Genomic DNA, 17,086 nt, shown 5'->3' on the forward strand with positions numbered 1-17,086 from the left:
CTACCGGGACCGTTCCGGCGGCCCGTGTACGAGGTCGAGAACCGTCGCGACACGCGCGGGACAGGCTCCGATCCGGGGAGACAGCCGATTTCGGGCATGTGATGGTATTGGATTTGTTCGATCGGCTTGACCGCGACACACCTGGCCGTGTCTAATCACAGGTATGTCATTCAGGGTTCGCAGTACGAGTTCGATTGCAGCGAACCTGGTTTCGAACACTCGTTCCCTCCGTCTTCGCCCCTGAGTGGACGTCGAGTAGAGGTCGAGGGTTGGACGGGCGTGCTGTGCTTGCCCGGACATGGTAGCTCGATCGAATACCGGCGCGGGGCAAGGTATTCGAGCACGGAATGACCGAAAGTATCTGCGCTAGCACAGGTGAGGAGGCGGAAGCGATGTATGACGAGCACGTGACACGTGATCAGCGGGGCGGTCCCACTGCACACCTCAGCGCTGTCGACGACGCGCCGCAAACCGAGTCCGACAACGGCGCAGATTCGAGCGTCACGTTCGACGCGGGGTCTGCGTACGTAGCCCGAAACAACAACGACGCCGAGGCCGATGCAGTCGAGTTCGAGGTCGAATCGGATTCGGATGCCGACTCGATGCCGTTCGTTGCCGAATCGGTTCCGCCGTCCAAGCCCTTCCTCAGTCTCGTCGCGGGATTCGACGAGATGTTCGAGGAAATCGAGGATCAGTGGCAGGAGCGTGCGTTGTGCGCGCAGACCGATCCCGAAGCCTTCTTCCCGGAAAAGGGCGGTTCCACCCGTGAGGCCAAGCGAATCTGCTTGGGCTGTGAGGTCAAGGACGAGTGCCTCGAGTATGCGCTCGCGAACGACGAGCGGTTCGGTATCTGGGGTGGACTGTCCGAGCGCGAGCGTCGTCGGCTCAAGCGCGGCATCGGCTGAGCGGCGGGGTTCGATTCACCGCTCGGTAGACGACCCCGGGTATCACTGTTCGGCGCTAGCGGGATCGATCTCGTCCGGATCCATCCCCAGATAAGTCGCCACCTGTTCGACGAGAACCTCGAACAGTAGATCCTCGAGATCTTCCGGGTGCTTGGCACGTCGTTCGAGGGGACGGCGAAAGAGCACCACCCTGGCGCGTGTCGTCTCCCCGCGCTTGTCTATTCCGGCCGGCACCAATCGCGACAGTGGAACCGGTCCCTCCGCCACCACCTCGGGTGGCCACGTCACCGACTCCGGGTCGAGCGCTCTGATCTTGGGCACTTCGTCGACGGCGATGTCGAGCTTCGAGAGCTTCTCGTGCCACTTGTGGTCGATACGCGCGAACGCCTCGAGGACCAGTCGATCGAATTTCTCCGCTCGTGAGCGCCTGGCCGGGATGTCCTCGGGCAGTACCGGTCCGCGGATGCCGCGGCCGTGGCGTGTCACCGACCGAGAGTTGATCCTGCGTGCGGAGGAGAATCGGGGCATGGTGGGAGGTTATCGCGCTCGCGCGGTGTGTCGGTCGTTCGGTCGGTTGCACCTACCGGATAGTCTGCACTCGTGAGATCACTGCGTGGCTGCTGCAGGCCTGGTTGCAACCGTTCTGCCGTTGCAACGCTCACATATGTCTACTCGGACTCCACTGCAGTCGTCGGCCCGCTCGCCACCGTGGACGAGCCGCATTCCTGGGATCTGTGCGAGATTCACGCGTCGACGACCACCGCGCCGAAGGGGTGGGAGCTGGTCCGGTACGAGGGTGGTTATTCGACATCGACGCCCGACGAGGACGATCTGACCGCACTCGCGGAGGCCGTGCGTGAGGCCGGTCGTGGCGATCGGATGCGCTCCGAGGACCGTGAGAGCACCGACCACTCGGGCTCGCGCGCGCCCGAGAGCGAACGTCGATCGGCTCCTGCTGTTCGGACGGGCAGGCGCGGCCATCTTCGAGTTCTCCCCGACCCCACGTCCTGACGCGCACGGACGCCGCGTGCGCCGGTCCGACTGGCCGGTACGACCGCGGTCTGGCAAAGTTTTCGCTCAGGACCTGAACGGACCGTGGCAGTTGCCGATATCGGTGTGGTTCGCACCGTTCCCCACCCCACTCGACGACGCTGCTGTGCGGCGTCGTAAGAACGATCACCAGGAGACTTTTTCGTGGCCCGAACCGTAGAGTCCGTGAACGCAGTCATCAAGGCCTATGACGTCCGTGGCGTGGTCGACGAGCAGATCGACGCGGAGTTCGTGCGAGACGTCGGTGCATCGTTCGCCCGCTTGGTTCGGGACGAGGCAGGGGCCGCGCAGTCGGTCGTGATCGGTCACGACATGCGTGATTCTTCGCCCGAGTTGGCCCGCGCATTCGCGGACGGGGTCACCGCCCAGGGACTCGACGTGATCCACATCGGTCTGGCATCGACCGACCAGTTGTACTTCGCCTCGGGCCTGCTCGAATGCCCGGGGGCAATGTTCACTGCCAGCCACAATCCAGCGAAATACAACGGCATCAAGCTCTGCCGTTCGGGGGCGAAGCCGGTGGGACAGGACACCGGACTGGCCACGGTGAAGGCAGAGTTGGTCGATGGAGTTCCGGAGTTCGACGGTCCGGCAGGGACAGCACGCACACGGGACGTGCTGGGCGAATACGCCCAGTTCCTCCGAGACCTGGTCGACCTGTCGGGAATTCGTTCCATGAAGATCGCGGTCGATGCAGGCAACGGAATGGGTGGACACACCGTTCCTGCGGTGTTCGGGCCGCTGCCGGTGACGATCGAGCCGTTGTTCTTCGAGCTCGACGGCAGCTTTCCCAATCACGAGGCCAACCCACTCGATCCGGCGAACCTGGTGGATCTGCAGCGCTTCGTCGTCGAGACCGGTGCCGAGATCGGCCTCGCCTTCGATGGCGACGCGGACCGATGCTTCGTCGTCGACGAGAAGGGCGACCCGGTATCGCCCTCTGCAGTGACCTGTCTGGTGGCCGAACGTGAACTGGCCAAGGAGCCGGGTGCGGTGATCATCCACAATCTGATCACCTCGCGCGCAGTGCCGGAGCTGGTCACCGAGCTCGGTGGCACGCCGATCCGCACCCGAGTGGGGCACTCGTTCATCAAGCAGCAAATGGCAGACACCGGTGCGGTATTCGGTGGCGAGCACTCTGCTCACTACTACTTCCGTGATTTCTGGGGAGCAGACTCGGGCATGCTTGCCGCCCTTCACGTCCTCGCTGCGTTCGGTGCGCAGGATCGTCCGCTCTCGGAGATGATGTCGGCGTACGAGACCTACAGCGCGTCGGGAGAGATCAACTCGACCGTCGACGACGCTGCGGCGCGCACCGAGGCCGTGCTCACGGCGTTCGCCGATCGCACTGTCGGCATCGACCGTCTCGACGGAGTCACCGTCGATCTCGGCGACGGTGCCTGGTTCAACCTGCGGGCCTCCAACACCGAGCCGTTGCTGCGGCTCAACGTGGAAGCGAGAACGAGCAAGGATGTGGACGCACTTTCGACCGAGATATTGAGCATCGTTCGCGCCGGACTGGAATAGTGGTCACCACGGGTTGGTGAGTGGGCAATCAAGAGGTTTCTCGTCGGGACCGAGAGGAGGTGTCGCAGCCATGACGGCAGTGTCGTCTCCGGTCGATCTCGACGATGCCGGTGCGCTCATCGAGGCCGACCGCGAGGGCGCGTTACGTAGCGCCGCGTTGGCGGGGGCCCAGGTTCGGGCAGTTGCCACAGCGGTCGAAGAAGGGGTACTCGACCGGTTGGTCGATCTGCGTCCCAGGAGCGTGGTCATCGTGACCGGCGACGGTCGCAGCAGTCGCGCAGCGTCACTTCTCGTCGCGGCGCTCGGCGATCGACTCGGGGTTCCGCTCGTGCGGAGCACTGGAAGTCCGCCGTGGATCGGGCCGTTGGACGTGGTGGTGGTCGCGGGCGACGACGCCGGCGATCCACGGTTGGCGCAGTCGGTGGACGCCGCGGCGCGCCGCGGCGCGGAGGTCGTCGTAGTGGCCCCGGAGGAGGGACCGCTGCGCGCCGTCCGGGGGCCGCGAGTGATGTGGTTGCCGCCGCGCATAGCAGTTCGCGACCACAACACCCTGCTGCGTTATCTGGCTGCGTTCGTGGCAGTGCTCGGTGCGGTCGCGGGCGGATCATGGAAAACGCTGCTGCCCAATCTGTCTCGTCTGGCGGATCTCCTCGACGCCGAGGCAGTTCGCAACAGCCCCTCCAACGAGGTGTTCCGCAACCCGGCAAAATCTCTCGCCAGCAGTGTCAACGGTCGTCGGGTGGTGTTGACCGGAAGCAGTCCGGCCGCCGTCGAGGTCGCTCGGCATGGCAGTGAGGTGTTGCTGCGCGTCGCGGGCGCGGTGGTCGGTGCCGGTGAACTCGGCGACGTCATCGCCGCATCGGTTCGCGCGTCGATTGCCGAATCTTCCAGTTCGGCATCGACATTCGACTCGTTCTTCCACGACGAGCAACTCGACGGCCCACCCCCTCCGCTGCCGATGCGTGTCATCGTCGTCGCCACGGACGTCGACCGAGCGATGACCGAACGTCGGATAGCCGGCGTGCCGGAATCGGAACTGATGCTCACCGACGCCGGCGAGGCGTTGTTCGGCGGCGACCCGGCGAGGTCCGATTTCGAGATCGCCGTCTCGACACCGGATCCGGCTACACTCTCGGTGCTCGACACGATGTCCGTGTTGGCGACGCGGTTGGACTCCACTGCCGCGTATCTGCAGTTGATGGGCGGTAGCTAGTGCAGCTCTTGCGAGGCGCTGTTCGGTCCTACGCATGGGGCTCTCGAACCGCGCTGGCCCGGATCCAGGGTCGGCCGGTGCCCTCCGATCACCCCGAGGCGGAGATCTGGCTCGGGGCGCATCCGGCCGATTCTGCGCACGTACTTCACGACAGTGGCAGCACGCCGCTGCTCACAGTGATCGACGGAGACCCCGGGGCGCAGCTCGGGCATTCCGCGCAGCACTACGAGTCCCGGTTGCCGTACCTGCTGAAATTGCTTGCCGCAGAAGAGCCGCTGTCCTTGCAGGCCCACCCGAGCAGCACACAGGCTCGTGAAGGTTTCGCGCGCGAGAACGCCGCGGGTGTTCCCATCGATTCCCCGGTACGCAACTACCGCGATCCCAATCACAAGCCCGAACTCATCGTGGCATTGAGCGAGTTCGAGGCTCTGGCCGGTTTTCGCAGACCCACGGAGACGGTCGAGTTGCTCGACGCGTTGGCTGTTCCCGCACTCGCCGGGTACCGCTCCCTGTTGGCCGCACAGCCGGACGCGTCCGGGTTGCGCACGGTGTTCACCTCGTGGATCACGCTGCCCGGGCAGTCGCTGGACGAGATTCTTCCGGCCGTGGCCCAGGGGTGTATCGATTACCTTTCGGGTCCGGCGCGGAAAGACGGTGGACGATTCGCCGCCGAGGCGAAGACCCTGCTCGAGCTCGGCGAGTCCTATCCCGGTGACGCCGGGGTGCTCGCAGCCCTGTTGCTCAACCGGGTCACCCTCGCTCCGGGTCAGGGCCTGTACCTCGATGCGGGAAACCTGCACGCGTATCTGCGCGGTACGGGCGTGGAGATCATGGCGAACTCCGACAACGTGCTGCGCGGGGGACTGACGCCCAAACACGTCGATGTCCCGGAACTGTTGCGTGTCCTGGATTTCGAGCCCGCCGACATCTCGGCCATCACTGCGGGCGATGACGACCGGCCGACGTACCGCTATCCCACCCCTGCCCCCGAATTCGCGCTGAGCCGGACCGAGCTCGCAGCGGGGGAGAGCGTCGCCATCTCCGGATCCGGTCCCAGGATCCTGCTGTGCACCAGCGGAACCGTGGTCGCGAGTACCGGAGGCGCCCAGTTGGGGCTGACGGTGCCGCAGGGCAGTTCGGCGTGGATACCGGCTGCAGACGAATGTGTCACGGTCACCGCCGATTCGGGTGGCGCAGAGGTGTTCGTGGCCTCGGTGGGCGGCAGTTGAATCGTCGTCGGTAGAGCGGCGCGGCGTGGCCGTGCTGGAAGTGATCCGACGGTAGGCCGATGGCAATAGTCTGATGGCACAGTGAATTCTGCGACGGGTGATCGGTGCTCCGTCGACGGAGGCGAGTGGGATACGGAGATCCGATGAGCAGAGCAGACCGGTCGGCGAAAACCCCGCGCACGACGGGGTGGTTCCGGACCAAATCGATCGAGCAATCGATCGAGGACACCGACGAACCAGAGACCAAACTTCGCCGAGAACTCGGCTCATGGGACCTGACCGTGTTCGGCGTCGCGGTGGCCGTCGGTGCCGGCATCTTCACTCTGACGGCTCGAACGGCGGGCAACGTTGCGGGCCCGGCGGTGTCGTTGGCGTTCGTACTGGCAGCGATCGCCTGCGGCCTCGCTGCGCTGTGTTATGCAGAGTTCGCGTCGACGGTTCCGGTAGCCGGAAGCGCGTACACGTTCTCGTACGCGGCGTTCGGTGAATTCGTCGCCTGGATCATCGGGTGGGATCTGATCCTCGAGTTCGGCCTCGCGGCTGCCGTCGTCGCGAAGGCGTGGTCGCTCTACCTCGGGGACCTGCTCGGTACGGCCGCCCCCGTGCTACAGATCGGCTCGGTGAACTTCGACTGGGGTGCACTGCTGATCGTGGTGGTACTGACGGTGCTCATCGCATCGGGGACCAAACTGTCGTCGCGGGTGTCGCTGGTCATCACCGCGGTGAAGGTGATCGTGGTTCTCTTCGTCGTCGTGGTCGGTGCCTTCTACATCAAAGTCGCCAACTACGACCCGTACATTCCGCCGTCGCAGCCCGGTTCCACGGGAGAAGGTCTGCATCAGTCCTTGCTGTCTTTCGTCACCGGTGCAGGCAGCAGTACGTTCGGCTGGTACGGCCTGTTGGCTGCGGCGTCGCTGGTGTTCTTCGCGTTCATCGGCTTCGATGTCGTCGCCACGACCGCCGAGGAAACTCGGGAGCCGCAGAAGGCGCTTCCGCGTGGAATTCTCGGTTCGCTCGCGATCGTGACGGTGCTCTACGTTGCTGTCACGTTGGTGTTGACGGGAATGGTCAACTACACCGATCTGTCAGGCGACAGTTCCACGCTGGCGACGGCGTTCGAGTTGAACGGGCTCACGTGGGCCAAGAACATCATCTCGTTCGGCGCGCTCGCGGGTCTGACGACCGTGGTGATGGTGTTGATGTTGGGGCAGACGCGGGTCCTTTTCGCGATGTCTCGCGACGGGCTGATGCCGCGGGCGCTGGCTCATACCGGAACGAAAGGTACGCCGGTTCGGACGACGATCGTGGTGGGCGTCGTCGTCGGCCTCCTCGCGGCCTTCGTGCCACTGGGCACACTCGAAGAGATGGTCAATATCGGAACGCTGTTCGCGTTCGTGCTGGTGTCGGCGGGTGTCCTCGTACTGCGTAAGACCAGGCCCGATCTCCAGCGTGGGTTCCGGGTGCCGTGGGTCCCGCTGGTACCGATCCTGGCGGTCCTGGCGTGCCTGTGGTTGATGCTGAATCTGTCGGTCGAGACGTGGTTGCGTTTCGCGGTGTGGATGGTGGTAGGCGTCCTCGTCTACGCCTTGTACGGCAGGCGTCACTCGGTGATGGGATTACGTGAGGCCGAGAGGACCCGCACCGGGCAGCCAGGCACGTGAGCGATCGGACATCGTCCGCGGCCGACCGGTGCCGCGGCGAATTCGGTCGTGTGTGAGACCCGACCGCTGGACTGTTATACCCTCGAAAACAGACTTCGCGGGCTTGATAAGTCGATGAGAGGGTGTTGCAACAGTGAGTGTGGACGGCCGAATCGCTTCTTCGAGGGATTCGGGTGTCGCTTTCGGGGAGCGGGATTCGAAGACAGGCGGACGCTCGGTTCGCTGGCAGGACAACAAACGCTATCTGTGGATGTTGGGGTTGGCAGTCCCGGCATCGGCACTGTTGCCGTCGCAGTTGGTGTACTGGACGGGAATTCCCCTGTTCTGGTGGAGCGGTGTGCTGGTGTTCTTCGTGATCATTCCGATCATCGATCTGATCGCGGGGGAAGACGGGCACAACCCGGACGAGTCGGCGAGCGAGAAGTTGCAGAACGATCGCTACTACCGCTGGTGCACCTACCTGTTCCTTCCGATTCAATTCATCGGGCTGATCGTTTCCTGCTGGATGTGGGCGTACGGGGAACTCGGCGTGGTGGACAAGATCGGGCTGGCCGTGACGGTGGGTCTCGTCGCGGGCACCGGTATCAACGCCGCTCACGAATTGGGCCATCGCATCGAGCAGCACGAGCGATGGTTGGCCAAGATAGCTCTCTCCCAGACGCTCTACGGGCACTTCTTCGTCGAACACAATCGTGGGCATCACGTTCGGGTCGCGACTCCCGAGGATCCCGCGAGTGCGCGGCTGGGCGAGGGCGTGTGGACATTCGTGCCGCGCAGCACTGTCCTCGGCCTGATCTCCGCGTGGAAGCTCGAGGCGCAACGGCTTCGGCGCAAGGGTCGCTCGGTCGCGAGCCCGACCAATGCCCTGCTCCATACCTGGCTGCTCAGCGCAGTGTTGTTCGGCTCGTTGCTGGTCGTGTTCGGGTGGACGATCGCTCCGTACCTGTTGCTGCAGGCCGTCGTCGGGTTCGTGTTGCTCGAGATGGTGAACTACGTGGAGCACTACGCATTGCTGCGCGAAACGAACGAACGCGGAAAGTACGTGCGGTGTGCACCGCGCCACAGCTGGAACAGCGACAGAATCTGCACCAACATCTTTCTGTATCACCTGCAGCGGCACAGCGACCACCACACGCATCCCGGAAAGCGGTATCAGGCGCTACTGACCTGTGACGACGCACCGCAGCTGCCTGCCGGTTACGCATCGATGGTGATGCTCGCGGCAATTCCGCCGCTGTGGCGTCGAGTGATGGATCCGCGGGTACGCGCCCACTATCAAGGCGATCTCACTCGTGCAAATATCCTGCCCCGCAAACGCGATCGCATTCTGGCCCGGATCGGGCGAAACGGATAGCGCAGCCCGATGCCTGCGGGCAGCCGGAACCGACGTGCGCGGACCCGATAGCCTGGGGAGCAGACACTCAGTCAACAGGAGAGGCAAGATGACGACCTCAGTTACGTCAGGATCGGAACTCACCGCAGATCGCCGCGGTGGAATCGACTTCAAGGTCGCAGACCTGTCGCTCGCGGAATTCGGCCGCAAGGAGATCAGGCTGGCCGAGCACGAGATGCCCGGCTTGATCGCTTTGCGTCGCGAATACGCAGATGTTCAGCCGCTCAAGGGCGCACGAGTCTCGGGATCACTGCACATGACCGTGCAGACCGCCGTGCTGATCGAGACCCTGGTGGCCCTCGGAGCCGAGGTCCGCTGGGCGTCGTGCAACATCTTCTCCACCCAGGACCACGCCGCCGCAGCCGTCGTGGTGGGCCCGTACGGCACCGTCGAAAAGCCCAAGGGCGTCCCGGTCTTCGCGTGGAAGGGCGAAAGCCTCGAGGAGTACTGGTGGGCGGCCGAGCAGATGCTCACCTGGCCCGAACAGCCTGCCAACATGATTCTCGACGACGGCGGTGACGCCACGATGTTGGTGCTACGCGGTGCGCAGTTCGAGAAGGCAGGCGTCGTGCCGCCGACCGATGACGATCACGACTCGGACGAGTACAAGGTGTTCCTCGGCCTGCTGCGCCGGTCGCTGGAGGCATCGAAGACCAAGTGGACCGAGGTCGCCGAGTCCGTGCAGGGTGTCACCGAGGAGACCACCACCGGTGTCCTGCGGCTGTACCAGTTCGCGGCCGCCGGTGAACTGTCGTTCCCGGCCATCAACGTCAACGACTCGGTCACCAAGAGCAAGTTCGACAACAAATACGGCACCCGCCACTCGCTGATCGACGGCATCAACCGCGGCACCGACGTCCTCATCGGCGGCAAGGCCGCGCTGGTCTGTGGTTACGGCGATGTGGGCAAGGGCTGCGCCGAGGCGCTCAAGGGCCAGGGTGCCCGCGTCACGGTCACCGAGGCCGACCCGATCAACGCACTGCAGGCGCTCATGGACGGCTTCGACGTTCGTACGGTCGACGAGTTCATCGAGCAGGCCGACATCGTGATCACGTCCACGGGCAACCTCAAGATCATCACCTTCGAGCACATGCGCAAGATGAAGCACCAGGCGATTCTGGGCAACATCGGTCACTTCGACAACGAGATCGACATGGCGGGCCTGGAGAAGTCGGCCGATGTCACGCGGATCAACATCAAGCCGCAGGTCGACGAGTTCCAGTTCGGGGACGGACACTCGATCATCGTGCTGTCCGAGGGCCGTCTGCTCAATCTCGGCAACGCCACGGGTCACCCGTCGTTCGTCATGAGCAACAGCTTCTCCAACCAGGTCATCGCGCAGATCGAGCTGTGGACCAAGCCGGACGAGTACGACAACGAGGTCTACCGCCTGCCCAAGCACCTCGACGAGAAGGTCGCGCGCATTCACGTCGAGGCGCTCGGTGGCTCGATCACCAAGCTCACCAAGGAACAGGCCGAGTACATCGGCGTCGACGTCGAGGGCCCGTACAAGCCCGAGCACTACCGCTACTGACCGAAAGATCTCGGTCGGTGGGAAAACTGTTCGTCATCGAAGGAGTCGACGGCGCGGGCAAGAACACGCTCGCCCGTCGGCTCGTTTCGGCGTGGGAACGCGATGGCCTCAAGGTCCGACGGATCGGATTTCCGAGATACGACCACTCGGTGCATGCCGATCTTGCGGCAGAGGCATTGCGTGGGCAGCACGGCGATGTTGCAGGCAGCGTCCACGCGATGGCGCTGCTGTTCGCGCTCGACCGAAGAGCTGCCGCCGACGACATGCGAGAGTTGCTCTCGCACAACGATATCGTTCTCCTCGATCGATACGTGGCCTCCAATGCGGCGTACACGGCTGCGCGCCTCGAACAGTCCTGCGACGGCGAGGCAGTGGAATGGATCAGGGCGCTGGAATTCGATCGCTTCGAAGTACCGATCCCGGACGCTCAGATCCTCCTCGACGTTCCGGTTGCACTGGCCGCAGAGCGCGCCGAAGCGCGTGAGAATGCAGATGTGACCCGAACCAGGGACGCATACGAACGGGACGGCTCGCTGCAGAGTCGGACCTCCGCGGTGTACGGCGGTCTGGCCGGCGCCGACTGGGTGTCGCCGTGGCGAGTGGTCACCGCCGACGTCGATCCCGATCGACTCGCCGCCGAGTTGGTCAATCAGCCATCAGACGTGCGGAAAGTGACACCATAGGACAATGAAGCCTCGGATTCTGGTTGTGGACGACGATTCGGCTCTGGCGGAGATGCTCACCATCGTGTTGCGCGGTGAGGGATTCGAACCTTTCGTGGTCGGCGACGGCACTCAAGCACTCTCTGCTGTCCGCGAGAACCGGCCGGATCTGGTGCTGCTCGATCTGATGCTTCCCGGGATGAACGGCATCGACGTGTGCCGGGTGTTGCGAGCCGATTCGGGTGTTCCGATCGTCATGCTGACGGCCAAGACCGACACCGTCGACGTCGTCCTCGGCCTGGAGTCCGGCGCGGACGACTACATCATGAAGCCGTTCAAACCGAAGGAGTTGGTTGCGCGCGTGCGCGCACGCCTGCGCAGGACCGAGGACGAACCGGCCGAATTGCTGTCCATCGCAGACATTGTCATCGACGTGCCGGCGCACAAGGTCAGCCGCGGCGACGAACTCGTCTCGCTCACTCCGCTCGAGTTCGATCTGCTGGTGGCACTCGCGCGCAAACCACGTCAGGTGTTCACCCGCGAGGTGCTGCTCGAACAGGTGTGGGGCTACCGGCACGCGGCCGACACCCGATTGGTCAATGTGCACGTGCAGCGCCTGCGCGCGAAAGTGGAGAAGGATCCCGAGAATCCCGAGGTGGTGTTGACCGTCAGGGGGGTCGGGTACAAGGCCGGACCACCGTGATCGGTCTGTCCCGTTCTCGGCGGCGCATCAACGGCACGTTCTCTCCCGTCCTGCGGTTGTTTCGTTCGCTGAGTACCTCTCTCGGCCATGCTTGGCGACGTTCGCTGCAACTCCGGGTCGTGGTATCGACGCTGACCCTGTCGCTGGTCGTCATCCTCATACTCGGTGTGGTGTTGACCAGTCAGATCACCGATCGACTACTCGAGGCCAAACTGTCGGCAGCGACCGAGGAACTCGACCGCTCACGCACCACCGTCGAGGGCAACCTCGCCGGAGCCGACGATTCCAGCGGCCTCGCGACGCGACTGGAACGCGCGCGAGCGGCCCTGACCAACCAGGACCTCGATGCCGCGTCGACCAGCGGTTCGGCGGGATCGTTCGATCCGGTTCTGATCGTGGAGGGTGACGCCACCCGTGCCGAGGCCTCGGTCGGTCCGGTCGATCAGATCCCGAACAGTCTGCGCGACTTCGTCAAGAAGGGCCTGATCAGTTCGCAGTACGCCACTGTGACCGAAAGCGACGGCGGCTATTCCGGATCGGCGCTGATCATGGGATCACCCACCGGATCCGATATCTCGGCCTTGCAGCTCTATCTGATCTTCCCGTTGGCCAGCGAGGACCGCACCCTCTCGCTGGTTCGTGGCACCTTGTTCATCGGCGCAGTGGTGCTCCTGGTGTTGCTGGCCGCCATCGCGATGCTCGTTGCCCGCCAGGTCGTTCTGCCCATTCGTTCCGCATCGAGGATCGCGGTGCGTTTCGCCGACGGCAGACTCAAGGAGCGGATGCCGGTTCGCGGTGAGGACGACATGGCAAGGCTCGCGATGTCGTTCAACGAAATGGCCGAGAGCCTGTCCAAGCAGATCACCCAGCTCGAGGAATTCGGCAACCTGCAGCGACGCTTCACCTCCGACGTCAGCCACGAACTGCGCACTCCGCTGACCACCGTGCGCATGGCCGCCGATCTCATTCACGACGCCAGCGACGACCTGGAGCCGGCGCTCAAGAGGTCCTCCGAACTTCTGGTGAACGAACTGGACCGCTTCGAGACCCTGCTCGGCGACCTGCTCGAGATCAGCCGACACGACGCAGGTGTCGCGGAACTCGCTGCCGAGCAACTCGATCTGCGCATGTGCGCCCGAGCTGCGGTATCCACGGTGCGCCACCTCGCCCGCGAAACCGGTACCGAGGTCATCGTCGACATGCCCGAGACGGCGGTGATCGCGGAGGTCGATCCCCGCCGAGTCGAACGAATCCTGCGCAACCTGCTCGCCAACGCGCTCGACCACGGCGAGGGCAAGCCGGTTCTGTTGCGACTGCGGGCCGATGCCGATGCGGCAGCGTTCGTGGTGCGCGATCAAGGGATCGGGCTGCGGCCCGGGGAAGAGAAGCTGGTGTTCAACAGGTTCTGGCGCTCGGATCCCTCGCGAGTTCGTCGATCCGGAGGCACCGGACTCGGACTGGCGATCAGCGTCGAGGATGCCCGTCTGCACGACGGTAAGCTCGAAGCGTGGGGTGCAGTAGGAGAAGGCGCGTGCTTCCGGCTCACGCTGCCTCTGGTACGCGGGCACAAGGTGATCGGATCGCCGCTACCACTCAAACCCGGCACCAGGAAATACGCTCAGGGACAACCGATTCCCGCGGTCGACCCGCCGAAGTTGCCGGCCCCGAACTCGTCGGCCGCGAATCCGTCCGCGTCGGAGTCGGTCACGTGAGGAGATCCGCTGCGCACGGCTCCCGGATCCTGGCGATCTGCGCACTCGTCGTCGCGTTGGTCGGCGGCTGTGCCAGCCTGCCCGAGTCCTCCAGCCCCCAGGCCATCGGAACTCTGGCCGACGGTGCCGCGCCGACCAGCGCCCCGGCCCCAGAGCCCGGTCGCGAACCGGACCGCCTGCTCGACGACTTCTTCGACGCCAGCGCGCTCTCTGCCAACCGGCACCAGGCCGCTCGGCAGTATCTCACCGAGGCCGCGTCGGGAACCTGGGACGACAGCGCACGAACGGTCGTCGCGGACCGGATCGATACCCTGTCCGGACCGAGAACTGCCGACTCGGCACAATTCACTATTCGCTCCAAGACCGCAGGCATTCTGGCCCCGGGCGGGGAGTATCAGGCCGGCTCGGACACCTTCGACATCTCGATCGACATGACGAGGGTCGACGGCCAGTGGCGCATCTCGAAACTGCCGCCCGGCGTCGTGATCGATCGATCGGCGTTCCTGAACACATATCAGCAGCGGTCGATCTATTTCGTCGATCCGCTCGGCGGTGTGTTGGTACCGGACGTCCGGTGGACCAGTGGATCCCAGGATCAGCTGGCCAACCAACTGGTGCAGTTGCTCATCGACGGACCCAAATCTGCGCTCTCGGCCGCGGTGAGCAACGAACTGTCGGAGGACGTGAATATTCGGGGGCCCATCACCAAGGCCGACGGTCAGACCTCACAGGTGGGGGTCGGGCTCGGCGGTATCAGGATCGACTTCGGCGGCCTGCAGAACAAGGGGGATCACGACCGGGAACTACTGGCTGCTCAGGTGATCTGGACGCTCGCCACGGCCGAGGTGGCAGGTCCGTACGTGTTGCTGGCCGACGGTCAACCGATCGACACGACCAAGCCCGACGGGTGGACCACTGCCGGCGTCGATTCGTTCGATCCGCAGGGCAGCAACGACGACACCGTGGGGCTGCACGCGTTGGCCGCAGGCGGCCTCTTGCGCGTCGACGGAGCCCAGACCATCCCCGCGCCCGGGTATTTCGGGCAGGCGCGCAATCTCCGCTCGGTCGCGTTGTCGAACGACGGCACCCTCGTGGCCGGCGTTGCCGACACCGGCCGTCCGGCACCCGCGCCGTCGAGCACGCTGATGGTCGGCAGCTACGACGGCGGCGCGTTCCCGGTTGCCGAGGGACAGTCGATCACACGGCCGACGTGGGGGTCCGACGACAACGCGGCCTGGGCCGTGATCGACGGCACCAACGTCATCCGAGCCGCTCGCGATCCGTCCAACGGCCAGGTCTCGGTGATCCCTGTCGATGCCCGTGCTGTCACCGCACTCGGTACCCGGATCACCGAACTGCGTCTGGCGCGCGACGGAGTGCGGGCTGCGCTCATCGTGGACGGTGTGGTGTACGTCGCTGCCGTGGTGCGCGATCCCTCGGGCGTGTACTCGTTGACCTCGCCCCGAGCGGTCGCCATCGGACTCGGTAGTGACGCCACCAGTTTGGACTGGAGCACCGGAGAGACCATCGTCATCGTGCGAGTGGCCACGGACTCGCCCGTCGTACAGGTGACCGTCGACGGGTCCAGGATGGACCCGCTACCGTCACGGAATCTGACCACCCCGGTGTTGGCTGTCGATGCGTCCCCGGAAACGGAGTACGTGGCCGATTCGCGGGCGGTGTTCGCCCTCAACAACGCCGATCCCGTCGGTGATCGTTACTGGCGAGAGGTCACCGGCCTGGCCGGGGTCAAGGCGGTACCGATCCTGCCCGGCTGACGTCGTGCGCGGGGCGTGTCGGTGGGTGCGGGCACAGTGGCGCTCATGCGAACGCTCCTCGATCTCGTTCTTCCGCTCGAGTGTGCCGGTTGTGGCGTGCCGGGGGAGCAGTGGTGCACAGGGTGTTCCCGGGCCCTGTACGTGCCCCCCGTCGTCGTTCGTCCTCGTGTCGATCCGGGAGTGCCCTGTTGGGCGCTCGGGACCTACAGCGGGCCGCGGCGCAGTGGCATCATCGCGCTCAAGGAGCGGGGTCGCCGTTCGGTCGCGCGGCCGTTCGGTCGGGCTCTGGCCGAGGCTGTCGGGCATCTGCGTGTCGCCGGTGAGATCGATCCGCCGGAACTCGGTTCGCTGGTGCTGGTCTGCGCTCCCACTCGGGCCAGGGCGGCGAGGACCCGCGGCGGAGATCCGGTTCTTCGTTGTGCTCGGATCGCGGCCGAGCAGTTGGCACCGGAGACCGTGCTCGTGCCCGAGCTGCTGCGAATGTCCACCGGAGTTCGAGACTCGGTCGGCCTGTCGGCCGGACAGCGCCAGAGCAACGTAGCCGGTCGGGTCGAGGTTGTCGGAGTGCGCCGTTCGCGATCGGACAACGGCGGAGCGCGGACGGGCTCCTGCACGGTGCTCCTGGTCGACGATGTCGTGACCACCGGGGCAACTCTGGCCGAATCCGCAAGAGTGCTAAAGGATTTCGGTGTCCCACTGGCCGGAGCGCTCGTGGTGGCGCACGCGTGAGAGCGCAGCGTTCGGACACGCCGACAACCAATTCGGGGTGAACGGTGGCACACGAGTCGATGACCGACTAACGTCGCGCACACGCCCCTAGTTGCACGAGATGCGAGGTGATGCCCCGGACTCGAGATGCCGGAAGGTTCCCCATTCGGCATGCACACTTGCCACGTCCAACAGTGGGCGTGGCCGATATCGGGAGGTACGCGTGACGACCCCTTCACAAGCCTCGGTTTTCTTCGACGAGAAGCCTTCGGAAGAACCCGCCAAGAGCAATGCGGATGTTGTGGTCAAGGGCCGCAACGTCGAGATACCGGATCACTTCCGGATATACGTCTCCGAGAAGCTCGCTCGACTCGAGCGCTTCGATCCTTCCATCTACCTGTTCGACGTCGAACTGCAACACGAACGAAATCGCCGTCAGGCCAAGGCATGCCAACGCGTGGAGATCACCGCGAAGGGCAGGGGGCCGGTCGTTCGTGCAGAGGCATGCGCCGACAGTTTCTATGCCGCGCTCGAAGCGGTGACATCGAAGCTCGAGAGCAGGCTCAGGCGTACCAAGGACCGTCGTAAGGTCCATTACGGCGAGAAGCGGCCCGTCTCCGTCGCCGAGGCCACCGCCGAACTGGCCGAGGACGATACCCTCGCGCTCGACCCCGAGACCAAGCTCGACTCGTTCGAGGACGATCAGAGCGGCCCCGGGCACATCGTGCGGACGAAGACCCACTCGGCGGCACCGATGAGCGTCGACGACGCGCTCTACGAAATGGAGCTCGTCGGTCACGACTTCTTCCTGTTCCACGACAGTGCCACCGACCGACCATCGGTCGTCTATCGACGGCACGCCTTCGATTACGGCTTGATCAGACTCACCTGACCCGCCCCGTCACGGAGGGCCCATTCGTTCGCCGTCCGTGAAATCTTTCACCGCTGCAGGCTCGACGCCGCAAGAGATGATCCGCACGTCGAGCCTGCAGTGCTGTGTCGGTGTGGACG

The 17,086-nt window shown here is 64.7% G+C and carries 15 protein-coding genes; 14 read left to right on the forward strand and 1 reads right to left on the reverse strand.

The genetic code is table 11. The features are described 5' to 3' along the window. The first annotated feature begins 671 nt into the window (after nucleotides 1-671). Entirely contained in the window at nucleotides 672-905 is a 234-nt protein-coding gene (locus J1M87_RS12415; RefSeq protein ID WP_027496498.1) for a WhiB family transcriptional regulator, read from the forward strand. A gap of 42 nt (nucleotides 906-947) precedes the next feature. Here J1M87_RS12415 and J1M87_RS12420 read toward each other — a convergent pair whose 3' ends face one another. Then, nucleotides 948-1,433 (reverse strand): metallopeptidase family protein, encoded by a 486-nt coding sequence (locus J1M87_RS12420; RefSeq protein ID WP_206489824.1) that lies wholly within the window; start codon nucleotides 1,431-1,433, stop codon nucleotides 948-950. Between the two features lie 72 nt (nucleotides 1,434-1,505). Between J1M87_RS12420 and J1M87_RS12425 the strand changes: the two genes are divergently transcribed. The 13 genes from J1M87_RS12425 (at nucleotide 1,506) to hpf (ending at nucleotide 16,967) form a co-directional block, all read left to right on the forward strand. Further along, a complete protein-coding gene (locus tag J1M87_RS12425; RefSeq protein ID WP_206489825.1) occupies nucleotides 1,506-1,916 on the forward strand; it encodes a DUF3499 domain-containing protein in 411 nt (136 codons plus the stop codon). Nucleotides 1,917-2,099: 183 nt separating this feature from the next. Beyond that, nucleotides 2,100-3,482, forward strand: coding sequence for a phosphomannomutase/phosphoglucomutase (locus J1M87_RS12430; RefSeq protein WP_206489826.1), 1,383 nt, complete (start codon nucleotides 2,100-2,102; stop codon nucleotides 3,480-3,482). A gap of 70 nt (nucleotides 3,483-3,552) precedes the next feature. Next, complete coding sequence (locus J1M87_RS12435; RefSeq protein WP_206489827.1) at nucleotides 3,553-4,695, forward strand: tobH protein; 1,143 nt, start codon at nucleotides 3,553-3,555, stop codon at nucleotides 4,693-4,695. Then, nucleotides 4,695-5,924, forward strand: a complete 1,230-nt coding sequence (gene manA, locus J1M87_RS12440) for a mannose-6-phosphate isomerase, class I (protein ID WP_206489828.1) — start codon at nucleotides 4,695-4,697, stop codon at nucleotides 5,922-5,924. The genes J1M87_RS12435 and manA overlap by 1 nt, the downstream gene beginning before the upstream one ends. Before the next feature lie 143 nt (nucleotides 5,925-6,067). After that, on the forward strand, nucleotides 6,068-7,585 hold the full coding sequence (locus tag J1M87_RS12445; protein ID WP_206489829.1) for an amino acid permease: 1,518 nt from the start codon (nucleotides 6,068-6,070) through the stop codon (nucleotides 7,583-7,585). A gap of 250 nt (nucleotides 7,586-7,835) precedes the next feature. Next, entirely contained in the window at nucleotides 7,836-8,939 is a 1,104-nt protein-coding gene (locus tag J1M87_RS12450; protein ID WP_241256813.1) for an alkane 1-monooxygenase, read from the forward strand. An 88-nt stretch (nucleotides 8,940-9,027) separates the two neighbouring features. Continuing rightward, nucleotides 9,028-10,512 carry an adenosylhomocysteinase gene (gene ahcY, locus J1M87_RS12455; protein WP_206489831.1) on the forward strand — a complete coding sequence of 495 codons (1,485 nt, stop codon included), beginning with the start codon at nucleotides 9,028-9,030 and terminating at the stop codon, nucleotides 10,510-10,512. A gap of 17 nt (nucleotides 10,513-10,529) precedes the next feature. Beyond that, nucleotides 10,530-11,195, forward strand: a complete 666-nt coding sequence (locus tag J1M87_RS12460; RefSeq protein WP_206489832.1) for a dTMP kinase — start codon at nucleotides 10,530-10,532, stop codon at nucleotides 11,193-11,195. Between the two features lie 4 nt (nucleotides 11,196-11,199). After that, complete coding sequence (gene mtrA / locus J1M87_RS12465) at nucleotides 11,200-11,877, forward strand: MtrAB system response regulator MtrA (protein ID WP_008717777.1); 678 nt, start codon at nucleotides 11,200-11,202, stop codon at nucleotides 11,875-11,877. Beyond that, nucleotides 11,874-13,589 (forward strand): MtrAB system histidine kinase MtrB, encoded by a 1,716-nt coding sequence (gene mtrB, locus J1M87_RS12470; protein ID WP_307830797.1) that lies wholly within the window; start codon nucleotides 11,874-11,876, stop codon nucleotides 13,587-13,589. Before mtrA ends, mtrB begins: the two co-directional genes overlap by 4 nt. Then, the gene (lpqB, locus tag J1M87_RS12475; RefSeq protein WP_307830798.1) at nucleotides 13,586-15,367 is read left to right on the forward strand and encodes an MtrAB system accessory lipoprotein LpqB; all 1,782 of its coding nucleotides are present in this window, start codon (nucleotides 13,586-13,588) and stop codon (nucleotides 15,365-15,367) included. The genes mtrB and lpqB overlap by 4 nt, the downstream gene beginning before the upstream one ends. 45 nt (nucleotides 15,368-15,412) lie before the next feature. After that, nucleotides 15,413-16,096, forward strand: a complete 684-nt coding sequence (locus J1M87_RS12480) for a ComF family protein (RefSeq protein ID WP_206489833.1) — start codon at nucleotides 15,413-15,415, stop codon at nucleotides 16,094-16,096. 202 nt (nucleotides 16,097-16,298) lie between these two features. Then, complete coding sequence (hpf, locus tag J1M87_RS12485) at nucleotides 16,299-16,967, forward strand: ribosome hibernation-promoting factor, HPF/YfiA family (RefSeq protein WP_206489834.1); 669 nt, start codon at nucleotides 16,299-16,301, stop codon at nucleotides 16,965-16,967. Nucleotides 16,968-17,086 lie beyond the last annotated feature (119 nt).

Origin of the sequence: Rhodococcus sp. KRD162 (assembly GCF_017168335.1) — a bacterium.
Taxonomy (GTDB): Bacteria; Actinomycetota; Actinomycetes; order Mycobacteriales; family Mycobacteriaceae; genus Rhodococcoides.

What these genes read in the sequence shown, in the direction of transcription:
- J1M87_RS12420 (WP_206489824.1), bottom strand. Translation starts at nt 1,433, where the DNA reads ATGCCCCGATTCTCCTCCGCACGCAGGATCAACTCTCGGTCGGTGACA.
- J1M87_RS12435 (WP_206489827.1), top strand. Translation starts at nt 3,553, where the DNA reads ATGACGGCAGTGTCGTCTCCGGTCGATCTCGACGATGCCGGTGCGCTC.
- J1M87_RS12480 (WP_206489833.1), top strand. Translation starts at nt 15,413, where the DNA reads ATGCGAACGCTCCTCGATCTCGTTCTTCCGCTCGAGTGTGCCGGTTGT.
- J1M87_RS12445 (WP_206489829.1), top strand. Translation starts at nt 6,068, where the DNA reads ATGAGCAGAGCAGACCGGTCGGCGAAAACCCCGCGCACGACGGGGTGG.
- ahcY (WP_206489831.1), top strand. Translation starts at nt 9,028, where the DNA reads ATGACGACCTCAGTTACGTCAGGATCGGAACTCACCGCAGATCGCCGC.
- J1M87_RS12415 (WP_027496498.1), top strand. Translation starts at nt 672, where the DNA reads ATGTTCGAGGAAATCGAGGATCAGTGGCAGGAGCGTGCGTTGTGCGCG.
- J1M87_RS12450 (WP_241256813.1), top strand. Translation starts at nt 7,836, where the DNA reads ATGTTGGGGTTGGCAGTCCCGGCATCGGCACTGTTGCCGTCGCAGTTG.
- mtrA (WP_008717777.1), top strand. Translation starts at nt 11,200, where the DNA reads ATGAAGCCTCGGATTCTGGTTGTGGACGACGATTCGGCTCTGGCGGAG.